Annotated in this window: 22 protein-coding genes and 2 pseudogenes; 16 read left to right on the top strand and 8 right to left on the bottom strand. The window is 66.3% G+C overall.

Translation table 11 applies throughout. From position 1 onward, the window contains the following. Positions 1 to 60 precede the first annotated feature (60 nt). Positions 61 to 300: a helix-turn-helix domain-containing protein gene (locus BLT81_RS09215; RefSeq protein ID WP_019193869.1), complete on the top strand. Its 240-nt coding sequence runs from the start codon at positions 61 to 63 to the stop codon at positions 298 to 300. A gap of 3 nt (positions 301 to 303) precedes the next feature. Here the strand turns inward: BLT81_RS09215 and BLT81_RS09210 are convergent, their stop codons facing one another. Then, positions 304 to 594, bottom strand: a complete 291-nt coding sequence (locus tag BLT81_RS09210) for a hypothetical protein (RefSeq protein WP_019193870.1) — start codon at positions 592 to 594, stop codon at positions 304 to 306. A 55-nt stretch (positions 595 to 649) separates the two neighbouring features. Between BLT81_RS09210 and BLT81_RS09205 the strand changes: the two genes are divergently transcribed. Both BLT81_RS09205 and BLT81_RS09200 read left to right on the top strand, forming a co-directional pair. Next, the gene (locus tag BLT81_RS09205; RefSeq protein WP_019193871.1) at positions 650 to 997 is read left to right on the top strand and encodes a DUF4229 domain-containing protein; all 348 of its coding nucleotides are present in this window, start codon (positions 650 to 652) and stop codon (positions 995 to 997) included. Positions 998 to 1,032: 35 nt separating this feature from the next. Next, entirely contained in the window at positions 1,033 to 2,160 is a 1,128-nt protein-coding gene (locus tag BLT81_RS09200; RefSeq protein WP_019193872.1) for a glutathione S-transferase family protein, read from the top strand. On the opposite strand, the gene BLT81_RS09195 is transcribed toward BLT81_RS09200, so the two are convergent. Continuing rightward, on the bottom strand, positions 2,137 to 3,048 hold the full coding sequence (locus BLT81_RS09195; RefSeq protein ID WP_019193873.1) for a 1,4-dihydroxy-2-naphthoate polyprenyltransferase: 912 nt from the start codon (positions 3,046 to 3,048) through the stop codon (positions 2,137 to 2,139). The genes BLT81_RS09200 and BLT81_RS09195 overlap by 24 nt on opposite strands. Positions 3,049 to 3,084: 36 nt before the next feature. Here BLT81_RS09195 and BLT81_RS09190 point away from each other — a divergent pair, with 36 nt between their 5' ends. Together BLT81_RS09190 and BLT81_RS09185 are read left to right on the top strand one after the other, a co-directional pair. Next, complete coding sequence (locus BLT81_RS09190; RefSeq protein WP_019193874.1) at positions 3,085 to 3,933, top strand: hypothetical protein; 849 nt, start codon at positions 3,085 to 3,087, stop codon at positions 3,931 to 3,933. Continuing rightward, positions 3,926 to 5,233 carry a phytoene desaturase family protein gene (locus BLT81_RS09185; RefSeq protein ID WP_019193875.1) on the top strand — a complete coding sequence of 436 codons (1,308 nt, stop codon included), beginning with the start codon at positions 3,926 to 3,928 and terminating at the stop codon, positions 5,231 to 5,233. Before BLT81_RS09190 ends, BLT81_RS09185 begins: the two co-directional genes overlap by 8 nt. On the opposite strand, the gene menE is transcribed toward BLT81_RS09185, so the two are convergent. Beyond that, positions 5,157 to 6,287: an o-succinylbenzoate--CoA ligase gene (gene menE / locus BLT81_RS09180; RefSeq protein ID WP_040421195.1), complete on the bottom strand. Its 1,131-nt coding sequence runs from the start codon at positions 6,285 to 6,287 to the stop codon at positions 5,157 to 5,159. The genes BLT81_RS09185 and menE overlap by 77 nt on opposite strands. A gap of 145 nt (positions 6,288 to 6,432) precedes the next feature. On the opposite strand from menE, the gene BLT81_RS09175 reads away from it, so the two are divergent. After that, the gene (locus tag BLT81_RS09175; RefSeq protein ID WP_019193877.1) at positions 6,433 to 7,854 is read left to right on the top strand and encodes a PepSY-associated TM helix domain-containing protein; all 1,422 of its coding nucleotides are present in this window, start codon (positions 6,433 to 6,435) and stop codon (positions 7,852 to 7,854) included. A 354-nt stretch (positions 7,855 to 8,208) separates the two neighbouring features. Here BLT81_RS09175 and BLT81_RS09170 read toward each other — a convergent pair. The 4 genes and pseudogenes from BLT81_RS09170 to BLT81_RS09155 form a co-directional block, all read right to left on the bottom strand. After that, a pseudogene (locus tag BLT81_RS09170) lies at positions 8,209 to 8,881 on the bottom strand (methionine ABC transporter permease). Continuing rightward, positions 8,878 to 9,885, bottom strand: coding sequence for a methionine ABC transporter ATP-binding protein (locus BLT81_RS09165; RefSeq protein WP_019193879.1), 1,008 nt, complete (start codon positions 9,883 to 9,885; stop codon positions 8,878 to 8,880). The pseudogene BLT81_RS09170 and the gene BLT81_RS09165 overlap by 4 nt, the downstream one beginning before the upstream one ends. 6 nt (positions 9,886 to 9,891) lie before the next feature. Further along, positions 9,892 to 10,746 (bottom strand): MetQ/NlpA family ABC transporter substrate-binding protein, encoded by an 855-nt coding sequence (locus BLT81_RS09160; RefSeq protein ID WP_040421034.1) that lies wholly within the window; start codon positions 10,744 to 10,746, stop codon positions 9,892 to 9,894. Positions 10,747 to 10,835: 89 nt separating this feature from the next. Further along, entirely contained in the window at positions 10,836 to 11,762 is a 927-nt protein-coding gene (locus BLT81_RS09155; RefSeq protein WP_019193881.1) for a 1,4-dihydroxy-2-naphthoyl-CoA synthase, read from the bottom strand. 405 nt (positions 11,763 to 12,167) lie between these two features. Between BLT81_RS09155 and BLT81_RS12715 the strand changes: the two genes are divergently transcribed. The 8 genes and pseudogenes from BLT81_RS12715 to BLT81_RS09115 all read left to right on the top strand — a co-directional run bounded on the left by BLT81_RS12715 (position 12,168) and on the right by BLT81_RS09115 (position 20,146). Further along, positions 12,168 to 12,500, top strand: coding sequence for a hypothetical protein (locus BLT81_RS12715; protein ID WP_156784096.1), 333 nt, complete (start codon positions 12,168 to 12,170; stop codon positions 12,498 to 12,500). Next, positions 12,487 to 12,684 carry a hypothetical protein gene (locus BLT81_RS12710; protein ID WP_156784095.1) on the top strand — a complete coding sequence of 66 codons (198 nt, stop codon included), beginning with the start codon at positions 12,487 to 12,489 and terminating at the stop codon, positions 12,682 to 12,684. Before BLT81_RS12715 ends, BLT81_RS12710 begins: the two co-directional genes overlap by 14 nt. Positions 12,685 to 12,754: 70 nt before the next feature. After that, a pseudogene (locus BLT81_RS09145) lies at positions 12,755 to 14,042 on the top strand (IS3 family transposase). Between the two features lie 783 nt (positions 14,043 to 14,825). Further along, on the top strand, positions 14,826 to 16,466 hold the full coding sequence (istA, locus tag BLT81_RS09135) for an IS21 family transposase (RefSeq protein ID WP_083337265.1): 1,641 nt from the start codon (positions 14,826 to 14,828) through the stop codon (positions 16,464 to 16,466). A 3-nt stretch (positions 16,467 to 16,469) separates the two neighbouring features. Then, entirely contained in the window at positions 16,470 to 17,234 is a 765-nt protein-coding gene (locus BLT81_RS09130) for an ATP-binding protein (protein ID WP_040421036.1), read from the top strand. Positions 17,235 to 17,678: 444 nt separating this feature from the next. Then, positions 17,679 to 17,939, top strand: a complete 261-nt coding sequence (locus BLT81_RS09125; protein ID WP_019193884.1) for a FeoA family protein — start codon at positions 17,679 to 17,681, stop codon at positions 17,937 to 17,939. An 8-nt stretch (positions 17,940 to 17,947) separates the two neighbouring features. Then, positions 17,948 to 19,885 (top strand): ferrous iron transport protein B, encoded by a 1,938-nt coding sequence (gene feoB / locus BLT81_RS09120; RefSeq protein WP_019193885.1) that lies wholly within the window; start codon positions 17,948 to 17,950, stop codon positions 19,883 to 19,885. Continuing rightward, the gene (locus BLT81_RS09115; RefSeq protein ID WP_019193886.1) at positions 19,886 to 20,146 is read left to right on the top strand and encodes a MarR family winged helix-turn-helix transcriptional regulator; all 261 of its coding nucleotides are present in this window, start codon (positions 19,886 to 19,888) and stop codon (positions 20,144 to 20,146) included. 123 nt (positions 20,147 to 20,269) lie between these two features. Here BLT81_RS09115 and BLT81_RS13215 read toward each other — a convergent pair whose 3' ends face one another. Then, on the bottom strand, positions 20,270 to 20,392 hold the full coding sequence (locus BLT81_RS13215; RefSeq protein WP_269208315.1) for a hypothetical protein: 123 nt from the start codon (positions 20,390 to 20,392) through the stop codon (positions 20,270 to 20,272). Positions 20,393 to 20,561: 169 nt separating this feature from the next. On the opposite strand from BLT81_RS13215, the gene BLT81_RS09105 reads away from it, so the two are divergent. Both BLT81_RS09105 and BLT81_RS09100 read left to right on the top strand, forming a co-directional pair. Further along, on the top strand, positions 20,562 to 20,981 hold the full coding sequence (locus BLT81_RS09105; protein WP_019193888.1) for a YbjN domain-containing protein: 420 nt from the start codon (positions 20,562 to 20,564) through the stop codon (positions 20,979 to 20,981). Further along, entirely contained in the window at positions 20,978 to 21,454 is a 477-nt protein-coding gene (locus tag BLT81_RS09100) for a hypothetical protein (RefSeq protein ID WP_155860811.1), read from the top strand. Before BLT81_RS09105 ends, BLT81_RS09100 begins: the two co-directional genes overlap by 4 nt. The last annotated feature ends 43 nt before the right edge of the window (positions 21,455 to 21,497 follow it).

Here is a 21,497-nt window from a genome sequence, read left to right as displayed (position 1 = left end):
TAGGATAAGCCGACTCCGTTGGGCGCGTCCTAGGCGCCCAAGAAAGGCAGGTGAGGCGAGATGTCCGGACCCCGCAACAAGGCCGGCAAACCGGCCAGTGAAGTTCCCGAGCTCATTGCTCTCGGCGAGCACATCGCCAAGGCGCGCCGCGACGCCGGGAGGCTGCAGCAGGAAGTCGCCGACGCCGCCGGCGTCTCGCGCTCGACGTTGCACACCATCGAGCACGGCGGGGCCGGAGTGCGATGGGAAAAAGTCGCGGCCGTCGCGGGGGCGCTCGGCTTGCGGATGAAGTTTGAGTAGCTGCTAGGCGGCGGGTTCGTCGCCGTTGTCTGGGCCCTTGTCGGTGCGTTTGCGGCGCTTTTCTTCCTCGCGCTTGCGGCGCTCGGCCTCCTCGCGGGCGCGGCGTTCCTTAAAGCGGTTCTTCTCGATGTTCCAGAGGAACTCTGCGTCGTCGTCCGGCCCCTTGATCGCGGGCGGAGCCTGGGCGGCTCCGCCCCGCAATGAGCCGTAGCGTTCGCGGCTGCCCGGTCCAAAGGCACGCCACAACAGGTAAATGGCTAAAATGACCAGAAGGACCAGCAGAATTCTTCCCATACTTCTCACGATACTGGTTAGGTAAGACGATGAATAGTGGGTAGGGTGATGGAGTGTGAAGGAGCAGACAGGACCCGCCACCAGCACCCCCGCCGCGGCCCGTCCGGAACCGGGCACGGATCCGGGCGCGCGCTCGCGCGCGAACAAGGCCGCCGCCATCTACGGCCTGTGCCGGCTGGGGCTGTTCCTCGCGCTCACCGTGGTGATCCAGGCGGTCTCCCTGCTCATCGGCGCGCCGGTGCCCCTCATCATGTCCGCCCTGTTGGCGCTCATCGTGGCGTTCCCGCTCTCCATGCTGATTTTTACCCGCCAGCGCCTCGAGGCGAACCACGCCATCGCCCACTGGCAGCAGGAGCGCAAGGCCCGCAAGGAATGGATCCAGGGGGAGCTCGCGGAACGGTAGCCGGGGCGTGCGGGCGCGCCAGTAGGATCGCCGTCATGACGGAGCAGGACACACAGCAACAGGACCCGCCCGAGCACGCACGCGGCGGGGTGTATTCGAGCGCCGGAAAGAGCTACGAGCGCGACACCCGCTACATCGGCGACCGCATCACCCGAGACGCTCGGCCGGTCGGCGAGGGCATCCGCACATGGCCCGTGGAGGCAGGGCGCTACCGCCTCGTCGTTGCGCGCGCCTGCCCGTGGGCGCACCGCGCCATCATCGTGCGGCGCCTTGTGGGTGTGGAGGACGCGATTTCGATGGCAGTGTGTGGGCCGGTGCACGACGAGCGCTCCTGGACCTTTGATAAAGGCCCAGGAGGAATCGACCCGGTGCTGGGCTACGAGCGGTTGCAGCAGGCGTACCTCGCCCGCGACCCCGAGTACCCGCGCGGTATCACGGTGCCGGCGATCGTGGAGGTTGAGTCCGGCGCCGTGGTCACCAACGATTTCCCGTGGATTACCCTCGACTTCAGCACCGAGTGGGCGCCGTTCCACCGCGATGGGGCTCCCGACCTCTACCCAGAGGCGCTGCGCGACGAGATGGACGAGCTCATGCGCTATGTCTACACAGAGATCAACAACGGCGTCTACCGTTGCGGCTTCGCCGGCACGCAGGAAAGCTACGACGCCGCCTACGTGCGCCTGTTCGCGGCGCTCGACAGGATCTCGGAGCGCCTGGCCACGCGGCGCTACCTCATGGGCGACCACATCACCGAGGCCGACGTGCGCCTCTACACCACGCTCGTGCGTTTCGACGCCGTCTACCACGGCCACTTCAAATGCAACCGCACCACGATCAGGCAGATGCCCGTGCTCTGGGCGTACCTGCGCGACCTGTTCCAGACGCCAGGGTTCGGCGACACCACCGACTTCGTGGACATCAAGCGCCACTACTACGAGGTGCACCGCGACCTGAACCCGCTGGGCATCGTGCCGCAGGGCCCGGACCTTTCCGGCCTGCTCGAACCGCACGGCCGCGAGGAACTCGGCGGCTCGCCCTTCGGGGCGGGCACCGCCCCCGCCGCCGAGGTGATCGACCCGCTCGAGCCCGGGCACTCGGTGGGGGAGCTCATCGCCGCTCAGGCCGGTAAGAACGGACGTCTAGAACGGCCGGCCCGCCACTAGCGCGCCCCACGCCAGCGTGAGGGCGGTGACGAGCGACCAGATGAGCATCGCCTTGCCGTTGAGGCCGAGCACTGGGATGAGCGCGGGCCCGCGCCCGCCGCGCCGGACCCGCAGGATGGACGCCACGGCCAGCGGCAGCGCCGCCACCCCGAGCAGGGTGGGAAGGAAGGCAAACGCCAGGAGCACCGACGCCGCGAAGGGAACGAGCGTGAGCAGGGTGAAGAGGGTGCGGGAGGGGGCGTCGCCAAGCCGCACCGCGAGGGTGCGCTTGCCCGCGACGGCGTCGGTGGGGATGTCGCGGATGTTGTTGGCCAGGTTCACCGAGGCGGAAATCGCGCCCACGGCGACGGCGCACAGCGCGCCCACGACGCTGACGGCGCCGGACTGCGTGTACTCGGTGCCGAGCACGGCGACGAGGCCGAAGAAGACGAAGACGGCGGCCTCGCCGAAGCCGGAGTAGCCGTAGGGTGTCGTGCCGCCGGTGTAGAACCAGGCGGCGGCGATACAGGCGGCGCCGACGGCGACGAGCCACAGTGCCCCCGCCTCGTAGCTCAGGACCACCCCGCACAGCGCGGCGACGGCGAAGGCGCCGAACGCGGCGGCCTTGACGTGCTCCGGGCGGGCCAGGCGCGACGCGGTGAGCCGGGTGGGCCCGGTGCGGTCGTCGTCGGTGCCGCGGATGCCGTCGGAGTAGTCGTTGGCGTAGTTCACGCCGATGATGAGCGCCCATGCGACGAGGAGAGCGAGGACACCACGCCCGAGGTGCGCGCCACCCGCAAACGCGGCCGCGCCGGTGCCCGCGATGACGGGGGCGAAAGCGTTGGGCCAGGTGTGCGGGCGGGCGGCCTCCCACCAGTCGCGGGGGGAGGCGGTGAAAGCGTCGGTCATGTGTTCCATCATGCCCGCCCGCTAGAGTGGGCGGGCATGTGGCTCGACTACGCGGCTCGGCAGGCGCTGTACTCCGTGGGTGCGCTCGTGCGCGCACGCGCGTTGCGCCGCGCCGCCCGATGCAGCGCCGCCACGTTCCCTGCACACGGGCCGGTGGTGGTGTCGCTGACCACGCACGGGCGGCGCCTCGGCTCGGCGGTGGTGGCCATCGCCTCGCTGCTGGAGGGCACGCGGCGCGCCCCCGTGCACCTGTGGCTGGACGCCGCCGACTTTGACGGGCCGTGGCCCGAGGGGCTGCACGCGTTGGTGGAGCGCGGGCTGATCGTGCACCGCTCTGGCGGCGCCTACGGCCCGCACACGAAGTACTACGGCGCCTTCCGGCTCTTCGCGGGCACCGGCACGCGCGTGGTCACGGTCGACGACGACATCATGTACCCCCGCTGGTTCCTCGACAGGCTGCTCGCCGCCGCGGCCGCCGAACCGGGGTGCGTGGTGGCCTACCGGGCGCACGTGGTGGCCCTCGCGAGCGGGACGATCGGGCCCTACCGCAGCTGGCGCGCCGTCTGCGACACGGCACCGGCCGCGCGGCACTTCGCCACCGGCGTGTCCGGGGTGGCGTACCCGCCCACGATGGTGGACTACGTGGCGGGCCAGGGCCTGCGCTTCCTGCAGCACTCCCCGCTCGCCGACGACGTCTGGCTCAACGTCTGCGCGCTGCGCTCGGGCCACCGCGTGCGCCAGGTCTTCCCGCACCCGCGGGCGTTCTCGCTGGTCCCCGGCTCGCAGTCGGGGGCGCTTGTGCGCGCGAACTTGCGCGGGGGCAACGACGAGCAGATCGCGCGCACCTACACCCCCGACGACGTGGCTAGGCTCGCCCATGCCTGAGGCAGTCGTGGTCGGGGCGGGACCCAACGGGCTGGCCGCCGCGGTGGAGCTCGCCGAGGCGGGGTGGGCAGTACGCGTCGTGGAGCGCCGGGCGACCATCGGCGGCCACTGCCGCACGGCATCCCTGTTCCCGGGCACGCGCAGCGACCTCGGCGCCGCCGCGTTCCCCTTCGGCGTGGCCACCCTCGACGGCGACTGGCTCCACGCCCCCCGCCCGGTCGCCCATCCCTTGGAGAAGAGCACGGCGCTTCTCGACGCCCTCGGGCCCGACCAAAACACCTGGAACCGCCTCCACGGCCCCATCGCGCGCCACATCGACGACCACCTAGACAACATCCTCGGCCCGACGCTGTGGCGCTGGCCGCCGCACCCGCTGGCCATGGCGCGCTTCGGGCTGCGCGCCGCGCCGCCCGCCACGACGCTGGGGGCGGCGCTGTTTCGCACGGAGGAAGCCCGCGCGCTGCTCGTGGGCAACGCGGTCCATTCGCTGCGCCCGCCGGACGGGGTGCTCACCGCGGCGTTCGGCGTGCTCTTCGGGGCGCTGGCGATGTCGAAGGGCTGGCCGGTGTCGGCCGGGGGCGCGCAGGGGGTCGTCGAGAAGCTAGCGCGGCGAGCCGAAGCCGCCGGCGCCGTCATCGAGACCGGCGTGGAGGTGCGCGAGATGCCGCGCGCGGACGCCGTCGTGCTCACCATGGCGCCGTGGGACGCCGCCCGGCTCGGTGCCACGGTGCGGCCCTGGCGGCAGGGCCCGGGCGTGTTCAAGGTGGACTGGCTGCTCAGCGGGCCCGTGCCGTGGCGCGACCCGCGCGTCGGCGAGGCCGGCACCGTCCACGTCGGCGGCACCGTCGCTGAGATCGCCCACGCCGAGCGGCAGGTCGCGCGCGGTCGCATGCCCAACCGGCCCTTCGTCATGGTGTGCCAACAGTACGCGGCGGACCCGTCGCGCGGGCCGGTGCTGTGGACCTACGCGCACGTCCCGCGCGGCTTCTCTGGCGACGCGACGGGACACATCGCCCGCCAGATCGAGCGCTTCGCGCCGGGCTTTCGCGACACGGTGGTCCGCCCGCACGTCACCGGCTATATCCCCGACATCGCCGCCGGCGAGATGAACCTGCGCCAGCTCGTGCTGCGCCACCCGCGCCGGGTCGGGCCCACCGTGTGGCTGGCCAGCGGCGCGAACGCCCCCGGCGCCGGGGTGCACGGGGCTGCCGGGGTGTGGGCGGCTAGAGAAATAATTCGCTCACGGCGGCCCGGTCGACCTTCCCGGGGCCGAGCAGGGGAAGGGCCGGGACGGGCGTGAGCTCCTTCGGCACTTGCCAGCGGGGGAGGTCGTCCAGCGCCTCCATGACCTGGGCCATCGAGGCGGAGCCCGTGTAGGCGGCACAGATGCGCTGGCCGAAACGCTCGTCCGGCACCCCCACCACGCAGGCGGCGGTGACGCCCTCGACGCTTAGTAAGACGTTTTCCAGGACCTCGGGGTGGAGCTTCAGGCCGCCGGAGTCGATGACGTTGTCGATGCGGCCATGGACGCTCAAGGTGGCGTCGACAAGCGAGCCCGCATCCGACGTTGCGAACCACCCGGGCTCCGCGAAAGTCTCGTGGCCGGGCAGGTTGCGGTAGCCGTGCGCGACCATCGGCCCGCCCAGGTGGATGCGGCCGTTGCGGATTTTCACCTTCGCCCCGGCGATCGGGCGGCCGTCGTACACGCAGCCGCCGGAGGTCTCGGAGGAGCCGTAGGTGGTCACCACATTCACCCGCAGCCTGCGCGCGGACTCCAGCAGCCGCGGGTTCGGCGCTGCGCCTCCGACGAGCACCGCCGTGAAGCGGCGCAGCGCCTCGATGCCGTCGAGCGTCGCGGTCGCCTTCGCCAGCTGCAGCGGGGTCAACGCCGTGTAGCAGCGCTCCCCGGTCGCCGCGAGCGTGCGGGACTTGGCAGCGAACTCGGAGACGTTGAAGCCGCGGGAGAGGTCGAGAAACTCCGGCTCGACGCCCGCCACCATGCTGCGCACCAGCACCTGGAGACCCGCGATGAACGCCGCCGGCATGGACAACAGCCACTGCCCCTCGCCCCCGAGATGCTGGTGGGTGGCGTCCGCGCTGGAGACGAGGTTCGCCGTGGTCAGCTGGGCACCCTTCGGCGCCCCCGTCGAGCCCGACGTGGCCACCACCAGCGCGAACTCCGGGTCGATCTCCTCGCCGACGCGCTGCGTGTTGCGCAGCAGGTTCGCGCGCGTCGGGTCGTCGGTGGGCACCGGCAGCAGGCTGCGCTGGCCGGTCAGCGCCTCCTCGAGGGTAGGCATGATCGCGAGCGGATCGGCGGGGTCGACGGGGAGGATCTCAAGGACATGGGCCACGGGGGACAACACTAGTCGGCATGGGGGTGGGCGCGGCACATCTGACGTGGGCCTCGCGCCGAGCAGGCTACCCCCGCGGGAACCACGGACGCGCTCCGCGCGACCTGTACGCATTCCGTATTCCGTGACCGGAGGTTTTCCGCACATGACCGACGCCGCACCGCACAGCAGCGGACTGCCCGCCCTGACCCGCAGAATCCACTTCTACGCCGGGCTGTTCATCGCCCCGTTCATCATCGTCGCCGCGCTCAGCGGCGCCCTCTACGCCCTCGCGCCGACGCTGGAGAACGTCGTCTACCGGGACATCCTCACCGTCCCCGCCGCCGACCCGGCACAGGACGTCGCGCTGTCCAGCCAGGTCAGCGCGGCCCAGGCCACCCACCCCGACATGGATGTCGCCCAAGTGTGGCCGTCCTCGGAGCCGACAGAGCCGACCCGCGTCTTGCTGATCGACGAATCCCTCGCCGAGAACAAGCAACTCCGCAGCATCTTCGTCAACCCCCACACCGGCGCCGTCATCGGCGACGAACCGACCTACTCCGGCCTCGGAGAGCTCCCGCTGCGGCGCTGGATCTCCTCGCTGCACGAGAGCATGCACCTCGGCCCCGTCGGCGAGCTCTACTCCGAGCTAGCGGCCAGCTGGCTATGGGTCGTTGCCCTCGGCGGTGTCTATCTGTGGTGGCGCATGGCCCGCACCCGGGCACTGACCGGCCTAGCTACCACGACCGGACGCCGCCGCAAACTTCTCAACCTCCACGGCGTCGCGGGCACCTGGCTGCTCGTGGGCATGCTGGGCCTGTCCGTCACGGGCATCACCTGGTCCACCTACGGCGGCGGCAACGTGGACCGCACCGTCGCGGCGCTCGGCGGCAAAGCCGACCCGATCGAGACCTCCCTGACGGCAGATTCCAGCGAGGACGCCGCCGACCCCCATGCCGGCCACGGCTCCCACGGCGCTTCGGGGAGCGCCAGCGCAAGCGGGGCCGACTCTCTCACCGCCGACGAGGTGGCCGACCAAGCGGCGACAGTACTGGACACCGCCCGCGCCGAGGGCCTCACCGGCCAGCTGCGCCTCTTCGTCCCCGAGGACACCCACCACGCGTGGCAGGCCAGCGAGCGCTGGGTGCCGTGGCGGCTGGCCTCGGACGCGGTGAGCATCAATGGCGAAACCGGCGCCGTGGTGGACCGGCTGCCGTTCTCCGAGCTGCCGCTGTTTTCTAAGCTCACCTCGTGGGGGATCTACCTGCACATGGGCATCATGTTCGGCCTGCCGCTGCAGATCGCACTCGCCGCGCTCGCGCTCGGCATCTGCGCGATGGCGGTCATGGGCTACATGATGTGGTGGCGCCGCCGCCCCACCAAGAACGCGATCGCCGGCGTGCCCGGGCGCGCCGAACTCACCCGCACCGACTGGGTCATCATCGCCGCCGTGGGCATCCCAGTCGGGGCGTTCCTGCCGCTTCTCGGCCTGAGCTTCGCCGCCATGCTCGTCGCAGATCGGCTGCTCGCGCGCCGGCGCACCCCCGTTGTCGAGCCCGCCGCAGAGAAAGAGCTGCAGCCGGTGTAGGTGTGCGGGGCCAAACTCTAAAAACGGAACCCTAAAGAACCGCGTGGTGGGCGCTCGGGGGTGGTTTTTTGGGGTTGTGTTTGAACTGCTCCCCATTAGTTGGACTGAGAAATCAGTTGCTAACAACTAGTGGGGAGCAGTTCATCGGCGCTTGGGGGTGGTTTTTTAGGGTTGTGTTTTTGGGTAAGGGGGGCTGTCGTCTCACGCCTGCGCGCCGACTGGCCCGTGGAGGGGGTGCCGGGCCAAACTCTAAAAACGGAACCCTAAAAAACCGCGTGGTGGGCGCTTGGGCGTGGTTTTTTAGGGTTCTGTTTTTGGGGTGAGGGGCCGCCGAGGCCCCCGCGACGCTGCGGGTTACTCCCGGGAGCGACGGGCGAGCCAGTTGCCCAGGGACTGCAGCGCCTGGACGACGATGATGAGGATGACCACCGTGGTGAGCATCGCGACGGAGTCGAACTGCTGGTAGCCGTAGGAGATCGCGAGGTCGCCGACGCCGCCGCCGCCGATGGTTCCGGCCATCGCCGTGGCGGAAATGAGGCCAACCGTCGCGGTGGTCAGGGCGAGGATGAGGGAGGGCTTCGCCTCGGGGAGCAGGAAGTAGCGCACCGTCTGCCAGGTATTTGCGCCCATGGCTTCTGCGGCTTCGGTGATGCCGGCGCCGACTTCGAGGAGCGACTGCTCCAGCAGCCGGGCGATGAAGGGGGCGATGTAGATGGTCAGGGGCACGAGAGCCGCGGTGGTGCCGATCGCGGTTCCCGCGATAATCCTGGTCAGCGGCGTTATGGCCACGAGGAGGATGACGAAGGGCAGGGAGCGGACGATGTTGATCAGCACGTTGAGCACCGAGAAGACGGGTTTGTTGGGGCGCACCCCGCCGGGGCGGGTGATGACGAGCGCGAGGGCGAGGGGCACGCCGATGAGCGTGCCGATGAACAGCGACAGGCCCACCGACGGTCTCGCCGAAGGCTTCCCCGTACTGTGCGAGGGAGACTCGGGAGCCGGTGAGTTCGGTCCACCAATCGGTCATGGGAGTACCTCCACGGTCACATGCTCGAGTTCGTTGACGTAATCCTGCGCCTCGCGCAGGCTGCCCCCGCTGACGCCGAGGTCAAGTTTGCCTACGACGGTGCCGCCGAGGGGGGCGTCGACGGCGTGGAGGATGTCTGCGCGCACCCCGAAGCGTTGCCCAAGATCCGCGACGACGGCACGCGCGGCGGAATGGGAGTGGGTCAGGCGCCACACCTGGTCGTAGGAGGTGGCGGCGTCGCGCACGTGCTGCGGCACCTCGTTCGGGATGACGGTGTCGACGAAGCGGGCGGCAAGTGGGGTGCGCGGCCGTGCGAAGACGTCGGCGACGGTCCCGTTTTCGAGGACGGCGCCGGAGTCGAGGACGGCGACGCGGTCGGCGAGGCGGGCGATGACGTCCATCTGGTGGGTGATGATGAGCACCGTCACGCCGAGGTCGTTGTTGATGCGCGCGATGAGGTCGAGGATCTGCGAGGTGGTCAGCGGGTCGAGTGCCGAGGTGGGCTCGTCGCACAGGAGGAGTCGGGGCTCGGTAACGAGGGCGCGGGCGATGCCGACGCGCTGGCGTTGGCCGCCGGAGAGCTGGCGGGGCTTGTGGTCCGCGCGCTCGGTGAGGCCGACCATCTCAAGGGTGGCGGCGACGCGTTCGGAGATCGCCGAGCGCTTCACGCCGGCCAGCACGAGGGGCATGGCCACGTTCTCCGAGACGGTGCGGGACTCCAGCAGGTTGTAGTTCTGGAAGACCATGGAGACTGTGCGTCGAAAAGCGCGCAAGTCCCCGCCCGACAAACGCGCGGGCTCGGAGCCGAGCACCGTCACCGTCCCCGAGGTGGGCTTTTCTAGGCCGTTGACCATGCGGATGAGGGTTGACTTGCCGGCGCCGCTCGTGCCGACGACCCCGTAGACGGAGCCCTCGGGGACGTCGAGCGTGACGGAATCAAGCGCCCGGAAATCGGGGCCGAAGGTCTTGGTGACGTCGCGAAAGGTGATGGCTGCGTCCGACACGGCGTCCTACTTGAGGGAGTCGGGGACGAACCAGTAGTTGTCGGGGTTGTTCGCGTCCATGTAGGACAGGAACTCGTCCGAGCGGTAGGCGTCGGCGACCGCGGTGGTCCACGGCTGGTCCTGCTTGTCCTCGGTGGTCACCGCGACGAGGATCAGCTCCGGGCGGAGGTTCTCCTGGAACACGCTGAGCTGGGGGTCGAGCTGGGCCGAGTAGCTCATGGAGCCGGGGATGACGGCCCAGTCGAGGTCCGGCAGCGAGCGGGCAAGGTTCGCGGAGTCCATCGACACGATGTCGAGGTTGTGCGGGTTTTCGGCGATGTCCGCCTCGGAGATCAAGGTGGGGTCGGCGTCCTCGCTGATCGTGATCCAACCGACGTCCGCCAGCATGTGCAGCGCGCGGGACTTGTTGGACCCGTCCTGCGGCACGCCCACGGAGTGGCCGTCGGCGACCTCGTCGACGTTGGTGTACTTCTCGGTGTAAAGCCCCGCCGGGGCGGTGGGGACCTCGGTGATAGACACCAGATTGGCGTTTTGCTCCCTGTTGAACACGTTCATCCAGGCCGAGTGCTGCTCGACGTTGAGGTCGGCGGAGCCCTCGCTGAGCGCGGTGTTGGCCTGCGTGAGGTCGGTGAAGTTGATGTATTCGACGGAGTAGCCGTCCTCGGCCAGGATCGGCTCGATCGCGTCCTGGAACAGCTCGGTGTAGGGGCCGGGGGAGGAGGCGACGCGGATCGTCTGCTGGTCGTTTCCTGCGGCGTCGTTCTCCGCGGCGTCATCGCCGCACGCCACGAGCGTCGTGGCGGCGGTGGCGGTAATGGTGGCGGCGGCGATGATACGGGGCACAGTACGTGAAACAGACATGCTCAATCCTTCCTTCGTTCTCCCCCTCACGATAAGACAAATCAGTGTATTCTGCAAAGACCAAGCTGTCTAGTTCGGTGCCGAACGCCTTAGTAGTAGTAAGGGAACTCCTCCCAGCGGGGCGCGCGCTTTTCCAGGAAGGAGTCGCGGCCTTCGACGGCCTCGTCGGTCATATACGCCAAGCGGGTGGCCTCGCCGGCGAAGACCTGCTGGCCCATCAGGCCGTCGTCAAGCAAGTTGAAAGCGAACTTAAGCATTCTTTGGGCGGTGGGGGACTTGGTGTTGATCTCCCGGGCGGCGGCGATGGCCTCTTCCTCCAGGGAAGCGTGGTCCGCGACGATGTTCACCGCGCCCATGCGCTGCATGTCCTCGGCCGTGTAGGTGCGGCCGAGGAAGAAGATCTCGCGGGCGAATTTCTGGCCTACCATCTTGGCCAGGTAGGCGGAGCCGTAGCCGGCGTCGAAGGAGCCGACGTCGGCGTCGGTTTGCTTGAAGCGGGCCTCCTGGCGCGAGGCGATGGTCAGGTCGCAGACCACGTGCAGGGAGTGCCCGCCGCCGGCGGCCCAGCCGTTCACCACGGCGATGACCACCTTGGGCATGGTGCGGATGAGGCGCTGCACCTCGAGGATGTGCAGGCGGCCGCCCTCCGCCGTGGCACGGGCCTCGTCGACCTCGCCGGCGTCGGTGGCGTACTGGTAGCCGGAGCGGCCGCGGATGCGCTGGTCGCCGCCGGAGCAGAAGGCCCAGCCGCCGTCCTTCGGGCTCGGCCCGTTGCCGGTGAGCAGGACCGTTCCGACGGTGGGGTCGCGGCGGGCGTGGTCGAGCGCGCGGTAGAGCTCGTCGACCGTGTGGGGGCGAAACGCGTTGCGCACCTCGGGGCGGTCGAAGGCAATGCGCGCGATGCCGTTGGCGCGGCCGCCGCCGTTGTGGCGGTGGTAGGTGATGTCGGTGAAGTCGAAGCCGTCGACCTCGTCCCACTGCGCGGGGTCGAAGGGCTGCTCGGTGGAGTAGGTCATGCGGCCGATCCTACGTGCCTCCAATTTCCCAACAGATGCGTGGAGAAAATCCACGTTAGGTATTGCTCACCTTAGGCGCGGGGGGATTATCGTGTGTTCCATGAGTTTTCTCCGATCCTCCCGCACGGCCAGTGGCTCGCTTATCGACGTCCCCGTCGGTGTGTAGGGGGTGCGGGCGATAGCTTCCATCATTCTCACCCGTGCGTAAACTCACACATTTCTTATCTACTTTAGTACCGACTTCTAAATTCGGGTTTCGCCCGCGAGATGCGGGTTCTAGACTCTTGGCGGGAGAACCTAAGCCGAGTGGTCGATTCTTCGGTGAGGGAGCCCGCAGTCCCAGTTTGGGGACAGTCCTCATTCAATGCGTGACTATTGGTCTCGCGTCGACAGGCGGAGTGGTCCATGAAGAAATTGCTCGCAAGTCTCAGTGTTTCGGTGATCCTTTCCGGCGGAGTTGTGACGGAAAAGGCGAATGCTGAAGGCGTCACCGGCTCTGATCAATTTGTAACTGTGAATAACAACAGTGACGCTGCGCATAGCGTTGCTCCATCCGTAAAGAGCATTACAATTTGGAATGCCTCGGGAGGGGGGATTGGCGAGAAGACTGATACTCCTTCGGGGGTGCAACTCGAGTGGAGTATTGCGTCGCCCGCAGAGGAACATCAAAAGTCGTTCAGGGTAGAGGCGGATGGCCAGGTTGACCTGCATGTCGACCGGAATAGTGGCGCTCATTGATGCTCCTTGGGCGCGCGACGCTGCCGGAAAGGTGCTCCCCACCCACTATGAAGTCGCTGGCGATACGTTCACCCAAGTTGTCGAGGTGAATCAACCTGATGTGGCCTATCCGATTGAAGCCGATCCCCGCGTAAATGAACTGCTCCCCATTAGTTGGACTGAGAAATCAGTTGCTAACAACTAGTGGGGAGCATGTTCTTTGAGAGCACGTAGTTCGCTGAGTGAAGTTCAGCGTGAGCAGTTAGTCGACCTTTTTGAGCAGGGAATGGGTTCCCACGCCGCTTCTCGTGTTGTCGGTGTCTCGAGGGATGCAGCGCGCTGCCTCTATCGCCGTTTCCAACTGCGTGGCAGGCTATGTCTCGTGGAGAAACCGAACAAGCAGCGCTACTCCTTCGAGACGAAGAAGGAGGTTGTGGAACGTCATCTGGCCGGTGAGTCGAAGATGGATCTTGCCCGAGAGTTCAATCTTTCATCCGATCAACTCGTCAAGGACTGGGTGATTAAGTGGCGCAAAGGCGGCGACGAGGCTCTGCGCCCGAAGCCGAAGGGCAGGCCGAAAGGTTCAGGCAAACCGAAGGTGCTTTCTGAGGAAGAAAAGCTTCGCTGCCAGGTTGAACGGCTGGAAGCGGAAATCGCCTACTTAAAAAAATTGCGGGACTTGAGGAACCAGGGACACGCCTAAAAGCCCAGGCGATCGTCATCCTCAAGTCACACCACCGCTTGGAGTACCTCCTGGATGCGGCCGGCATGGCACGCTCGACATTCTTCTACCACCAGAAACGACTCACCGCACCGGATAAACATGCCGAGCTCAAACAGGCGATCCGGGACAGTTTCGAGCGCAACAAACACCGCTACGGCTACCGGCGGGTACTGCTCGACCTTCGTAACCAGGGCTGGATAGTTAACCACAAACTTGTCTTAAAGCTCATGCGTGAGATGGGCTTGAAGGCCAAGATCCGCCAGCGCAGGCCCTACATCTCCTACACAGGCACAACCAGTCACATCGCCGAGAACACACTCGAGCGCAACTTCACCCCGGATAAGCCCAACTCTGTTTTCGTCAGCGACGTCACCGAGTTCAAGGTCGCCGGCCGCAAGGTGTATCTCTCACCGGTGATGGACCTGTTCGACCGCGCAATCGTCGCCCACACAGTGGCCACATCGCCAACCACAGCGTTGACCTCGGCCTCGTTGGCGCAGGCGATCGAAGCGTGTGCTCCAGAGCCGGGCTGGATGATCCACACCGATCAAGGATTCCAGTACCAGCACTCATCCTGGCGCACCCTGATTAGCCAGCACCATGGAGTCCAGTCAATGTCACGCAAAGGCAATTGCTACGACAACGCAGTCATGGAGAACTTCTTCGGCCACCTGAAAACCGAAATGTTCCACGGAGAAGTCTTCGACACCATTGAGCAATTCACCGCCGCGCTCGACGAGTACATCCAGTGGTACAACACGCAACGACTCCAACAACGACTCAAGGGCCTGACCCCGATGCAATACCGGAATCAGACCCTGGAAACCCTAACCGCCTAGAATTAAACCAGTCCAACTTTCGGGGGCTAGTTCAAAATTGGGGGATTGTCAGCGGTCATATTTACTTCAGCAAGGAAGAAACTCGGCGAATGGCTGCCGCATCGGCAGCGGGGGCAGCAATTTCACCTTTCTGGGTTCTGGTTCCGCCCCCGTTCGGCGAGGTGTTAGGGGCGTGGTGGGCAGACAATAGTGTTAACGTGACCGTCTGGGCAACAGCGGCGGTGGCGCAGGATAAATGTCTCGCGCTCAAAGTTGGCGCTACGGGCAGCGTTACTCCTCCATCGCTGGGAGTGACTCCGGAACACTACACGGAGGGATGTGCTTAGCTGATGCCGATCTCTGGAGCGCATCTTCACTCTGCCGGGCTCACTCGGCGGGAAAAGGGCCTCAATCTCTCGTGGCTGGCCGCGCTGACGGTGCCCGCGTTGGGCTTGGCTTATTCGTGCATTGCCAATGCACGGTCTGCAGCTGGATATTGTTGGGGCATCTTCGCAGCCGTAATTGTGTTTGGAGCCCTCCTCTATTTTGCTCCCAGGTATTCCCGCACGAAGCCCAGGCGACTTCTGCCCAGTTCCTTTGCTCCACTGTTTGCGGCGTACATCCCCGGTGTCATCGGGTCTTGGCAGGGGGGACTTTCTGCGGCTTCCTTGTTGCGCGGTCGTATCTAGTAACACCGTGGTGAGTATCGAGTAACGCATTGGTGAGTATCCAGTAACAGTTCGGGGGAGGATTCTGGTGACCGCGTGACTTCAAGGCACGCGGCGTTACCAGAGGAGTCTGATTGTGACTGACTACCGGGCGGTAATGGATCAAGTGTTGAAAGGCTGGTCTGTCCGCCAAATCTGTTCGAGTTCGCGGTGCTCGCACACCACCGTGCAAAAGGCTCGCGATTCGCTGGTGGAACACAACATCACAACCCGTGAGCAACTTCGTGGGGTTGCGGATCATGAGCTGGCGGGCTGGTTCGTCGACGGGCGCAGCCATGCTCAGGGGGATTTCGTCCCGATCGATTTCGACGCTGTCGCCAAAGCGCGCACCGGGCGCAACAAGGTGACCTTGCAGGTGCTGTGGGGCCGCTACACCGCACAGCCTGGGGGCACAGGCCAGCGGTACTACAGCTACGAGCGGTTTCGTCAACTTGTGGCTCAACACGTTGATGCAGCCGGGCTGAGCGCCAGGATCACCCATGCCCCGGGCCATACGATGCAGGTGGACTGGGCAGGCACGAAGATGCGGTTGTTTGACCCCACCGGCGGACAAGGCTCGAAGGTCAGCATCTTTGTCGCCTCGCTGCCGTATTCGGGCATGGTGTTCGCCTGCGCGTGCGCTAATGAGCGCCAGGACGCGTGGCTTGCAGCCCATATCCGCGCGTTCGAGTACTTCGGCGGGGTTGCCGAGGTCATCGTGCCGGATAATGCCTCGACGGCTTCGAATGCGATTAGTGTCGCGGACAGGAATCGCCGGGTCAACTCCACCTACGAGGAGTTTTTGGAGCACTACAACACCGCCGCGTTGCCGGCTCGGGCGAAACGTCCCAAGGATAAGGCCAGCGTTGAAGCTGCAGTCAAGATTGTCACCCAGAACGTTATCCACGCACTCGATGGTCATCAGTGCGCCGGAATAGACGAGCTCAACGCAAAAATTATCGTCCTGGTCGATGGGATCAACGCTGCCGAACCGTTTCGCGGCAATGCGACGAGCAGGCGCGCATTGTTTGATCAGTTCGAATGCGACGTGCTCACCGCGCTGCCTGAAACACCGTGGCAGCGTACCGAATGGAAACGCGCCAAAGTCGCGCCCAATTTCCACATCAGAGTGCACAACGTGCATTACTCGGTGCCGCACCAGCTGGTGGGCCGCACCGTGGATGTGCGTATCACCGGTGACAGTCTCGCCGTCTTCGACGCCGGGCAGCGTGTGGCCACCCACCAACTCGCACGTGCCCGCGGGGTGTATGTCACCGACACCGACCACATCCCGGCGAACATGGGTGAGACCCGTGGGTTGTGGACAAGCGAGTACTTCCTGCGCGAAGCCGCCAAAATCGGGCCGGCCACCCGCCAGGTGATTGCCGAGCTCATCGAAGCCAAAGCGATCCCTGCCCAGGCGTACCAAGCGTGCCGCAACGTGCTCAACATGGGCAAACACACCAACAAGCCAATCCTCGAAGAAGCCTGCAGACGGTTGGTGTCCACCGACGGCGCCAGGCGTGCTGTGTCGTATACCGCGGTGAAAAACATGATGTCCGCCGTGCGCAAAGACACCTCCACACGGCCTACAGGCACTGACCTTTCAACCGATCTGCCAACAAGCAGACCCACCCAAGACGTACCTGCGCCGACAGCGCGTGACACACGCGGCGCCTACCTCGGTGGTGCTGCCCAGTTCAGCCTCGACAACCTCACCAAGAAGGGATCTGCATAACCCATGCCCCACCCACAACCAGCATCAGCATCTGCCCGCTTCCTCGACGAATCAGTCCTGCCGGTCTTTACCGACCTGCGCATGACCGCCTTCGGACAAAGCGTCATCGACATCGCCGCCGATCCCGCATTCGACGACTGGAGCTTCTCCGACAAAGTGCTCTACGCACTCGACAAAAAGGTAGCGGCCAAGCGTGAGAGGCGAGTCAACAAACTGCTCAAAGCATCCCGATCGCCAAATCCCGATGCTTGTATCGAAGACATCACTTACACGCCCGGCCGCACCATCAACAAAGAGCAAATCACCCGACTCGCTTACTGCCGATGGTGCCAAAGCGCACAAAACATTGTCATCCTGGGCAAATCCTCCGTCGGCAAGACCTACCTCGCCCAAGCACTGCTCACCGCGGCGTGCCGAAACGACTACTCCGCACGCTTCTTGCGCACCGACACACTCTCCAACCACCTCGCCGTGCTCAAACACGACGACCCAGCCCGCATCACATTCCTCGAAGACCTCCACCACACAGACGTGTTAGTCCTCGACGACTTCCTGACCACCCCAATCGATGCCGCTACCGCACACCAACTGCTCAACATCCTCGCAGAGCGCGAACCCCGCGGATCCACCATCGTGACATCCCAGTTCACACCCGACGAGTGGTACAAATCCATCCCGGATGCCGTCATCGCCGAATCCATCCTCAACCGACTCGTCGCCGGCGCCGAAATCATCACACTCGAAGGCACCAACATGCGACTGGCCTAATAACCCCACCGAAACCCCAAAACGCCCGGGTGTTACTCGATACTCACCCGGGCGTTACTCGATACTCACCACACCGTTACTAAACACGTGGTCCTAACAGCTTCCTTGCTCTATCCGATTCTTCTCTACGCATTCGTTGCAGGCAGCGGGCGTCTCTATAAATGGGCTGAGGATGCCGTGCAGTAATCAATTGTTACGGCGGCGCGTGCGCGGGGGGCCTTCACGATGTCGCGGGTTATTTCAACTGTGCTGACGTCGACGGAATCTCTGAAAGGACCCGTAGCGTTATGTTGCCCGCCGTTGGTCCCTGCGCGGGGTCGAAGGGTTGTTGGGTGCTGTAGGTCATGCGGCCGATCCTACGTGCCGCCAATTTCGCAACAGATGCGTGGAGAAAATCCACGTTAGGTATTGCTCACCTCAAGTCGCGAGGTCTATTCTTCACCTATGAGCTTGATCAGCACCTTCCGCGCGCCGTCTCGCGCAGGCACATCGCTTATCGACGTCCCCGTCGGCGCCCAGGCCGTCATCGGCGCGCACACCGCACCCGCGTCGGCGTCGCGCCGCCTGCGCGAGCTGGGTCTGCGCCCCGGCGCGCAGGCGACCGTCGTGCAGAAGACTGCTGGCGGCGGCCGCGTCGTGCGGGTGGGCGCCTCCCGTTACGCGCTCGGCGCGACGGCCCTGCGCAGCATCGCGGTCGCCCGGTAGGCCACGCGATGTCTCAGAACACTTTTTCTGCGGCCCCGTCCTGCCGCTGCGAGGACGCGGGCGTCGTGGAGGCCCCGCCGAGCGCCCCGATCATCGCGCTCATCGGCGCGCCAAACGCCGGTAAGTCCACGTTGTTCAACGCGCTGACAGGCGCGCACGTGAAGATGGGTAACTGGCCCGGCACCTCCGTCGAGGTGGCGCGCGGCCTGTGGCGCGCCGGACGCGAGTACGCGGTGATCGATTTCCCCGGCGCCTACTCGCTTGACCCGGTGAGCCCGGACGAGGAACTGACTCGCGAGCTGCTGCTCGAGCGTCCCGTCGAGGAGCGTCCTGACCTGGTGCTTGTGGCGGTGGACACGGCGAACATCGCGCGCGGGCTCTACCTTGCCGCGCAGGTGGCCGAGCACCCCTACCGGGTTGTGGTGGTGCTGACGAAGACCGACGTCGCGGCATCCCAGGGTCTCGAGATCGACGCGGCTGCGTTGGCGCGTGAGCTCGGCCTGCCGGTGGTCGCGGTAGATCCGCGCAAGCGGACGCTCGCGGGTCTGCGGGAGGTTGTGGAGGAGCAGCTGGTGCTGCCCGCCCACACGGTCCGCCCGGTCAGCGGCGCCGACGAGCTCGAGCGTGCCGACGCCCGCTTCACCTGGGTGGACAACGCCGTCGCCGCGGCGACGGTGCGCAACGAACCGCGCGCGACGCTGACGGAGAAGGTCGACCGAGTCATCCTCCACCCCGTCGCCGGGCCAGCGGTGTTCCTCCTTGCCATGTGGTGCGTCTTCCAGGTCACCATCACCGCCGCCGCGCCGCTGCAGTCGGCCCTGGACGCGTTCTTCGCCGGACCCGTGGCCGCGGCCGCCGAGGCATTGCTTCCCGACGTCGCCTGGCTGCAGGGCCTAGTCGTCGACGGACTCATCGCCGGCGTGGGCATGGTGCTCACCTTCGTGCCGCTTATGGGCCTGATGTTCTTGTGCCTGGCGGTGCTCGAGGACTCTGGCTACATGGCCCGCGCCGCCGTGGTGGCGGACAGGCTCATGCGCGCGATCGGCCTGCCCGGCAAGGCCTTCATCCCGCTCATCGTGGGCTTCGGCTGCAACGTGCCGGCGATCTCGGCCACCCGCGTGCTGGGAGACCCGCGCCAGCGCCGCATGACGGCGCTGCTCGTGCCGTTTACCTCGTGTTCGGCGCGTCTGACGGTGTACGTCATGCTGGCCGCCACGTTCTTCCCCCAGAACGCCGGCTCCGTGGTCTTTGCCATGTACGTGATCTCCATCCTTCTGGTGGTCGCGGCGGGCCTGCTCATGCGCGGGCTTCTGTGGCGCACGATGGGGTCTGACCCGCTGGTCATCGACCTTCCTAGCTACCAGTGGCCGGTGCCGCGCATCGCGCTGACGGTGATGTGGACGCGTCTGCGCGGTTTCCTGGAAACGGCAGGCAAGATCATCGTGGCCACCGTGGTCGTGGTGTGGGCTCTGCAGTCCACCCCGGCGCATCCGGGCGAGAGCTTCGGGGAGGTCGCCCCCGAGGACTCTGTCTACGGCACGGTCTCCGGCGCGATGGCGCCCGTGTTCGAGCCCGCCGGCTTCGGCTCGTGGTCGCTCACCGGCCCGCTCGTGACCGGGTTTGTGGCCAAGGAGGCGGTGATCGCCAGCTGGGCGCAGACCTATTCGTTGGAGGACCCGTCGGCGCTGTCGGCGCAGGAGCAGGGCTCCTCGGCGCTGGCGCAGAGAATCCGCGAGGACTTCGACGAGGCCTCCGGCGGCAACGCCATCGCCGCGGTGTGGGCGTTTATGGTTTTCCTGCTCGCCTACACCCCGTGCGTGGCCACCCTCGGCGCGCAGCGCCGCGAGATCGGCATGAAGTGGACCCTGTTCGGCGTGGCGGTGCAGCTCAGCACCGCCTGGGTGTTGGCGGTGGCCACGTTCCAGATCCTGAAGGTGGTGCTGTAGATGGGCCCCGTGTCCGCCGTGATGGCTGAGATCCGCGCCGGCGCCACGGGCCGCGCCGACATTGCGCAGCGCACCGGCCTGACCCGCTCCACCGTCGACGCTGTCATCGAGCGCCTTGAGGCGATGGGCCAGCTGCGCCGCGAGGGTCTGAACTCCTCCTGCGCCGCCGGGGGCTGCGGCAGCTGCTCCTCCAACGAGGCGTGTTCGATCCAGCAAGGCCCGGTGGCGCTGGTGCTCGGCCGTGGGCCGGGGCTCAGCTAGCCGCTAAAGTGTCAGCAGCCCCGTGTGTCCAGCAGTGAGCACTGCGGGGCGAGGAAGCTCGAGGCGAGCGAGCTGGGCATCGTGAGAATGAGCAGCGCGGCCAGCGCGTCGCGCTGCCACTGCTCAGTGGGGGCGGAGGACAGGACGGGGGGCCTCGGCGTGAGCGTGCGGCACCGCAGCAACGCCCCCGAGGGCGGCGACGGCCGCCACGGCGGCGGCGGCACAACGGCTCAGCAGGTTTTCCATGGGAAACTCCTTGGGTGGTCACGGGGTGAGATGCTTTCACCCCGAAACGTACGTGTTCCCCGGATGGGGCCGCAAGGGGCCGCCGGTCCGGCTACGCTTTCTGGTTAGCGCGCGCTGCAAAAACAGTGCGCGAGGAAGCTGAACGCCGAGAACTCAGGGAAGGGCATCGATGGAGTTTCCGCGGCTCACCGAAGAGCATTTGTTGAAGGCGCTGTCCAAGCTGGGCGTTGCGGCTGGCCCCGACGAGGACGGGGTGCTGGGAGCGGCGTTTCCCAACGCGGTGGCCCAGTTCTTCCTGGACGAGAACTTCCTCACCGTGCATACGGTCTGGACGGGGGCGGTCGCGCCCGAGCGGCAGGAGGACGTGCTCGAGTTGATCAACACGCTCAACCGCCAGATCCCGACGGGGAAGGTCACCCCGATCGTGGTGGAGGAGACGCCGACGATCGACGTGCGCGAGCACTTCTTCGCGGCGCACGGCCTCAGTGAATACCAGCTGTGCGTGCTGCTGGATGCCTACTTCCAGACGGCGTTCATGGTCCTGGACGAGTTCGAGCAGCGCGGCATCGCGCAGAATGCGCAGGTGTGACGATGGGATTGTTCGGAAAGAAGCGCACTGAGCAGCCGGCGCCGGCGGTGGGCGCGGTGACGCTGGAGCGGGCCATCGAGGTCTGCCGTCAGGCCGGTCTGCGGGTGGACCCGATGACCACCGGCGGCCATCTAGTCGAGGTCAACGGGCTGCAGATCGTGATGGCCCAGGCGCACAATCACCTGGCGCTCGGGACGTTCTTCCTGGCGGGGGAGGGCGAAAACTACGCGCCCGCCTCCCGCTCCACGTCCGATTGGGTCATCGAGCACAACAACGGCAACAACGGCCCGGTCGCATTCATCACGGAACAAACCTACGAGGGTGCGATGCGCGTGATCCTGCACTGCGAGTACCGCATCCTCGACGGGCTCGAGCTTTCCGACGCCCAATTCCGCGACGAAGTCCTCTACGGCCTCGACGGCGTTTCCCGCGGAATCTGGCAGTTCGTGGAGTTCAAGGACAGCTGGGGGTAGCTCTCCGGATTGCGGTGTGGGCCGGCTGCGAAAATGAAATCAA

It is taken from the genome of Corynebacterium timonense (assembly GCF_900105305.1).
Taxonomy (GTDB): Bacteria; Actinomycetota; Actinomycetes; order Mycobacteriales; family Mycobacteriaceae; genus Corynebacterium; species Corynebacterium timonense.
This window is presented reverse-complemented; position numbering and strand designations above follow the sequence as displayed.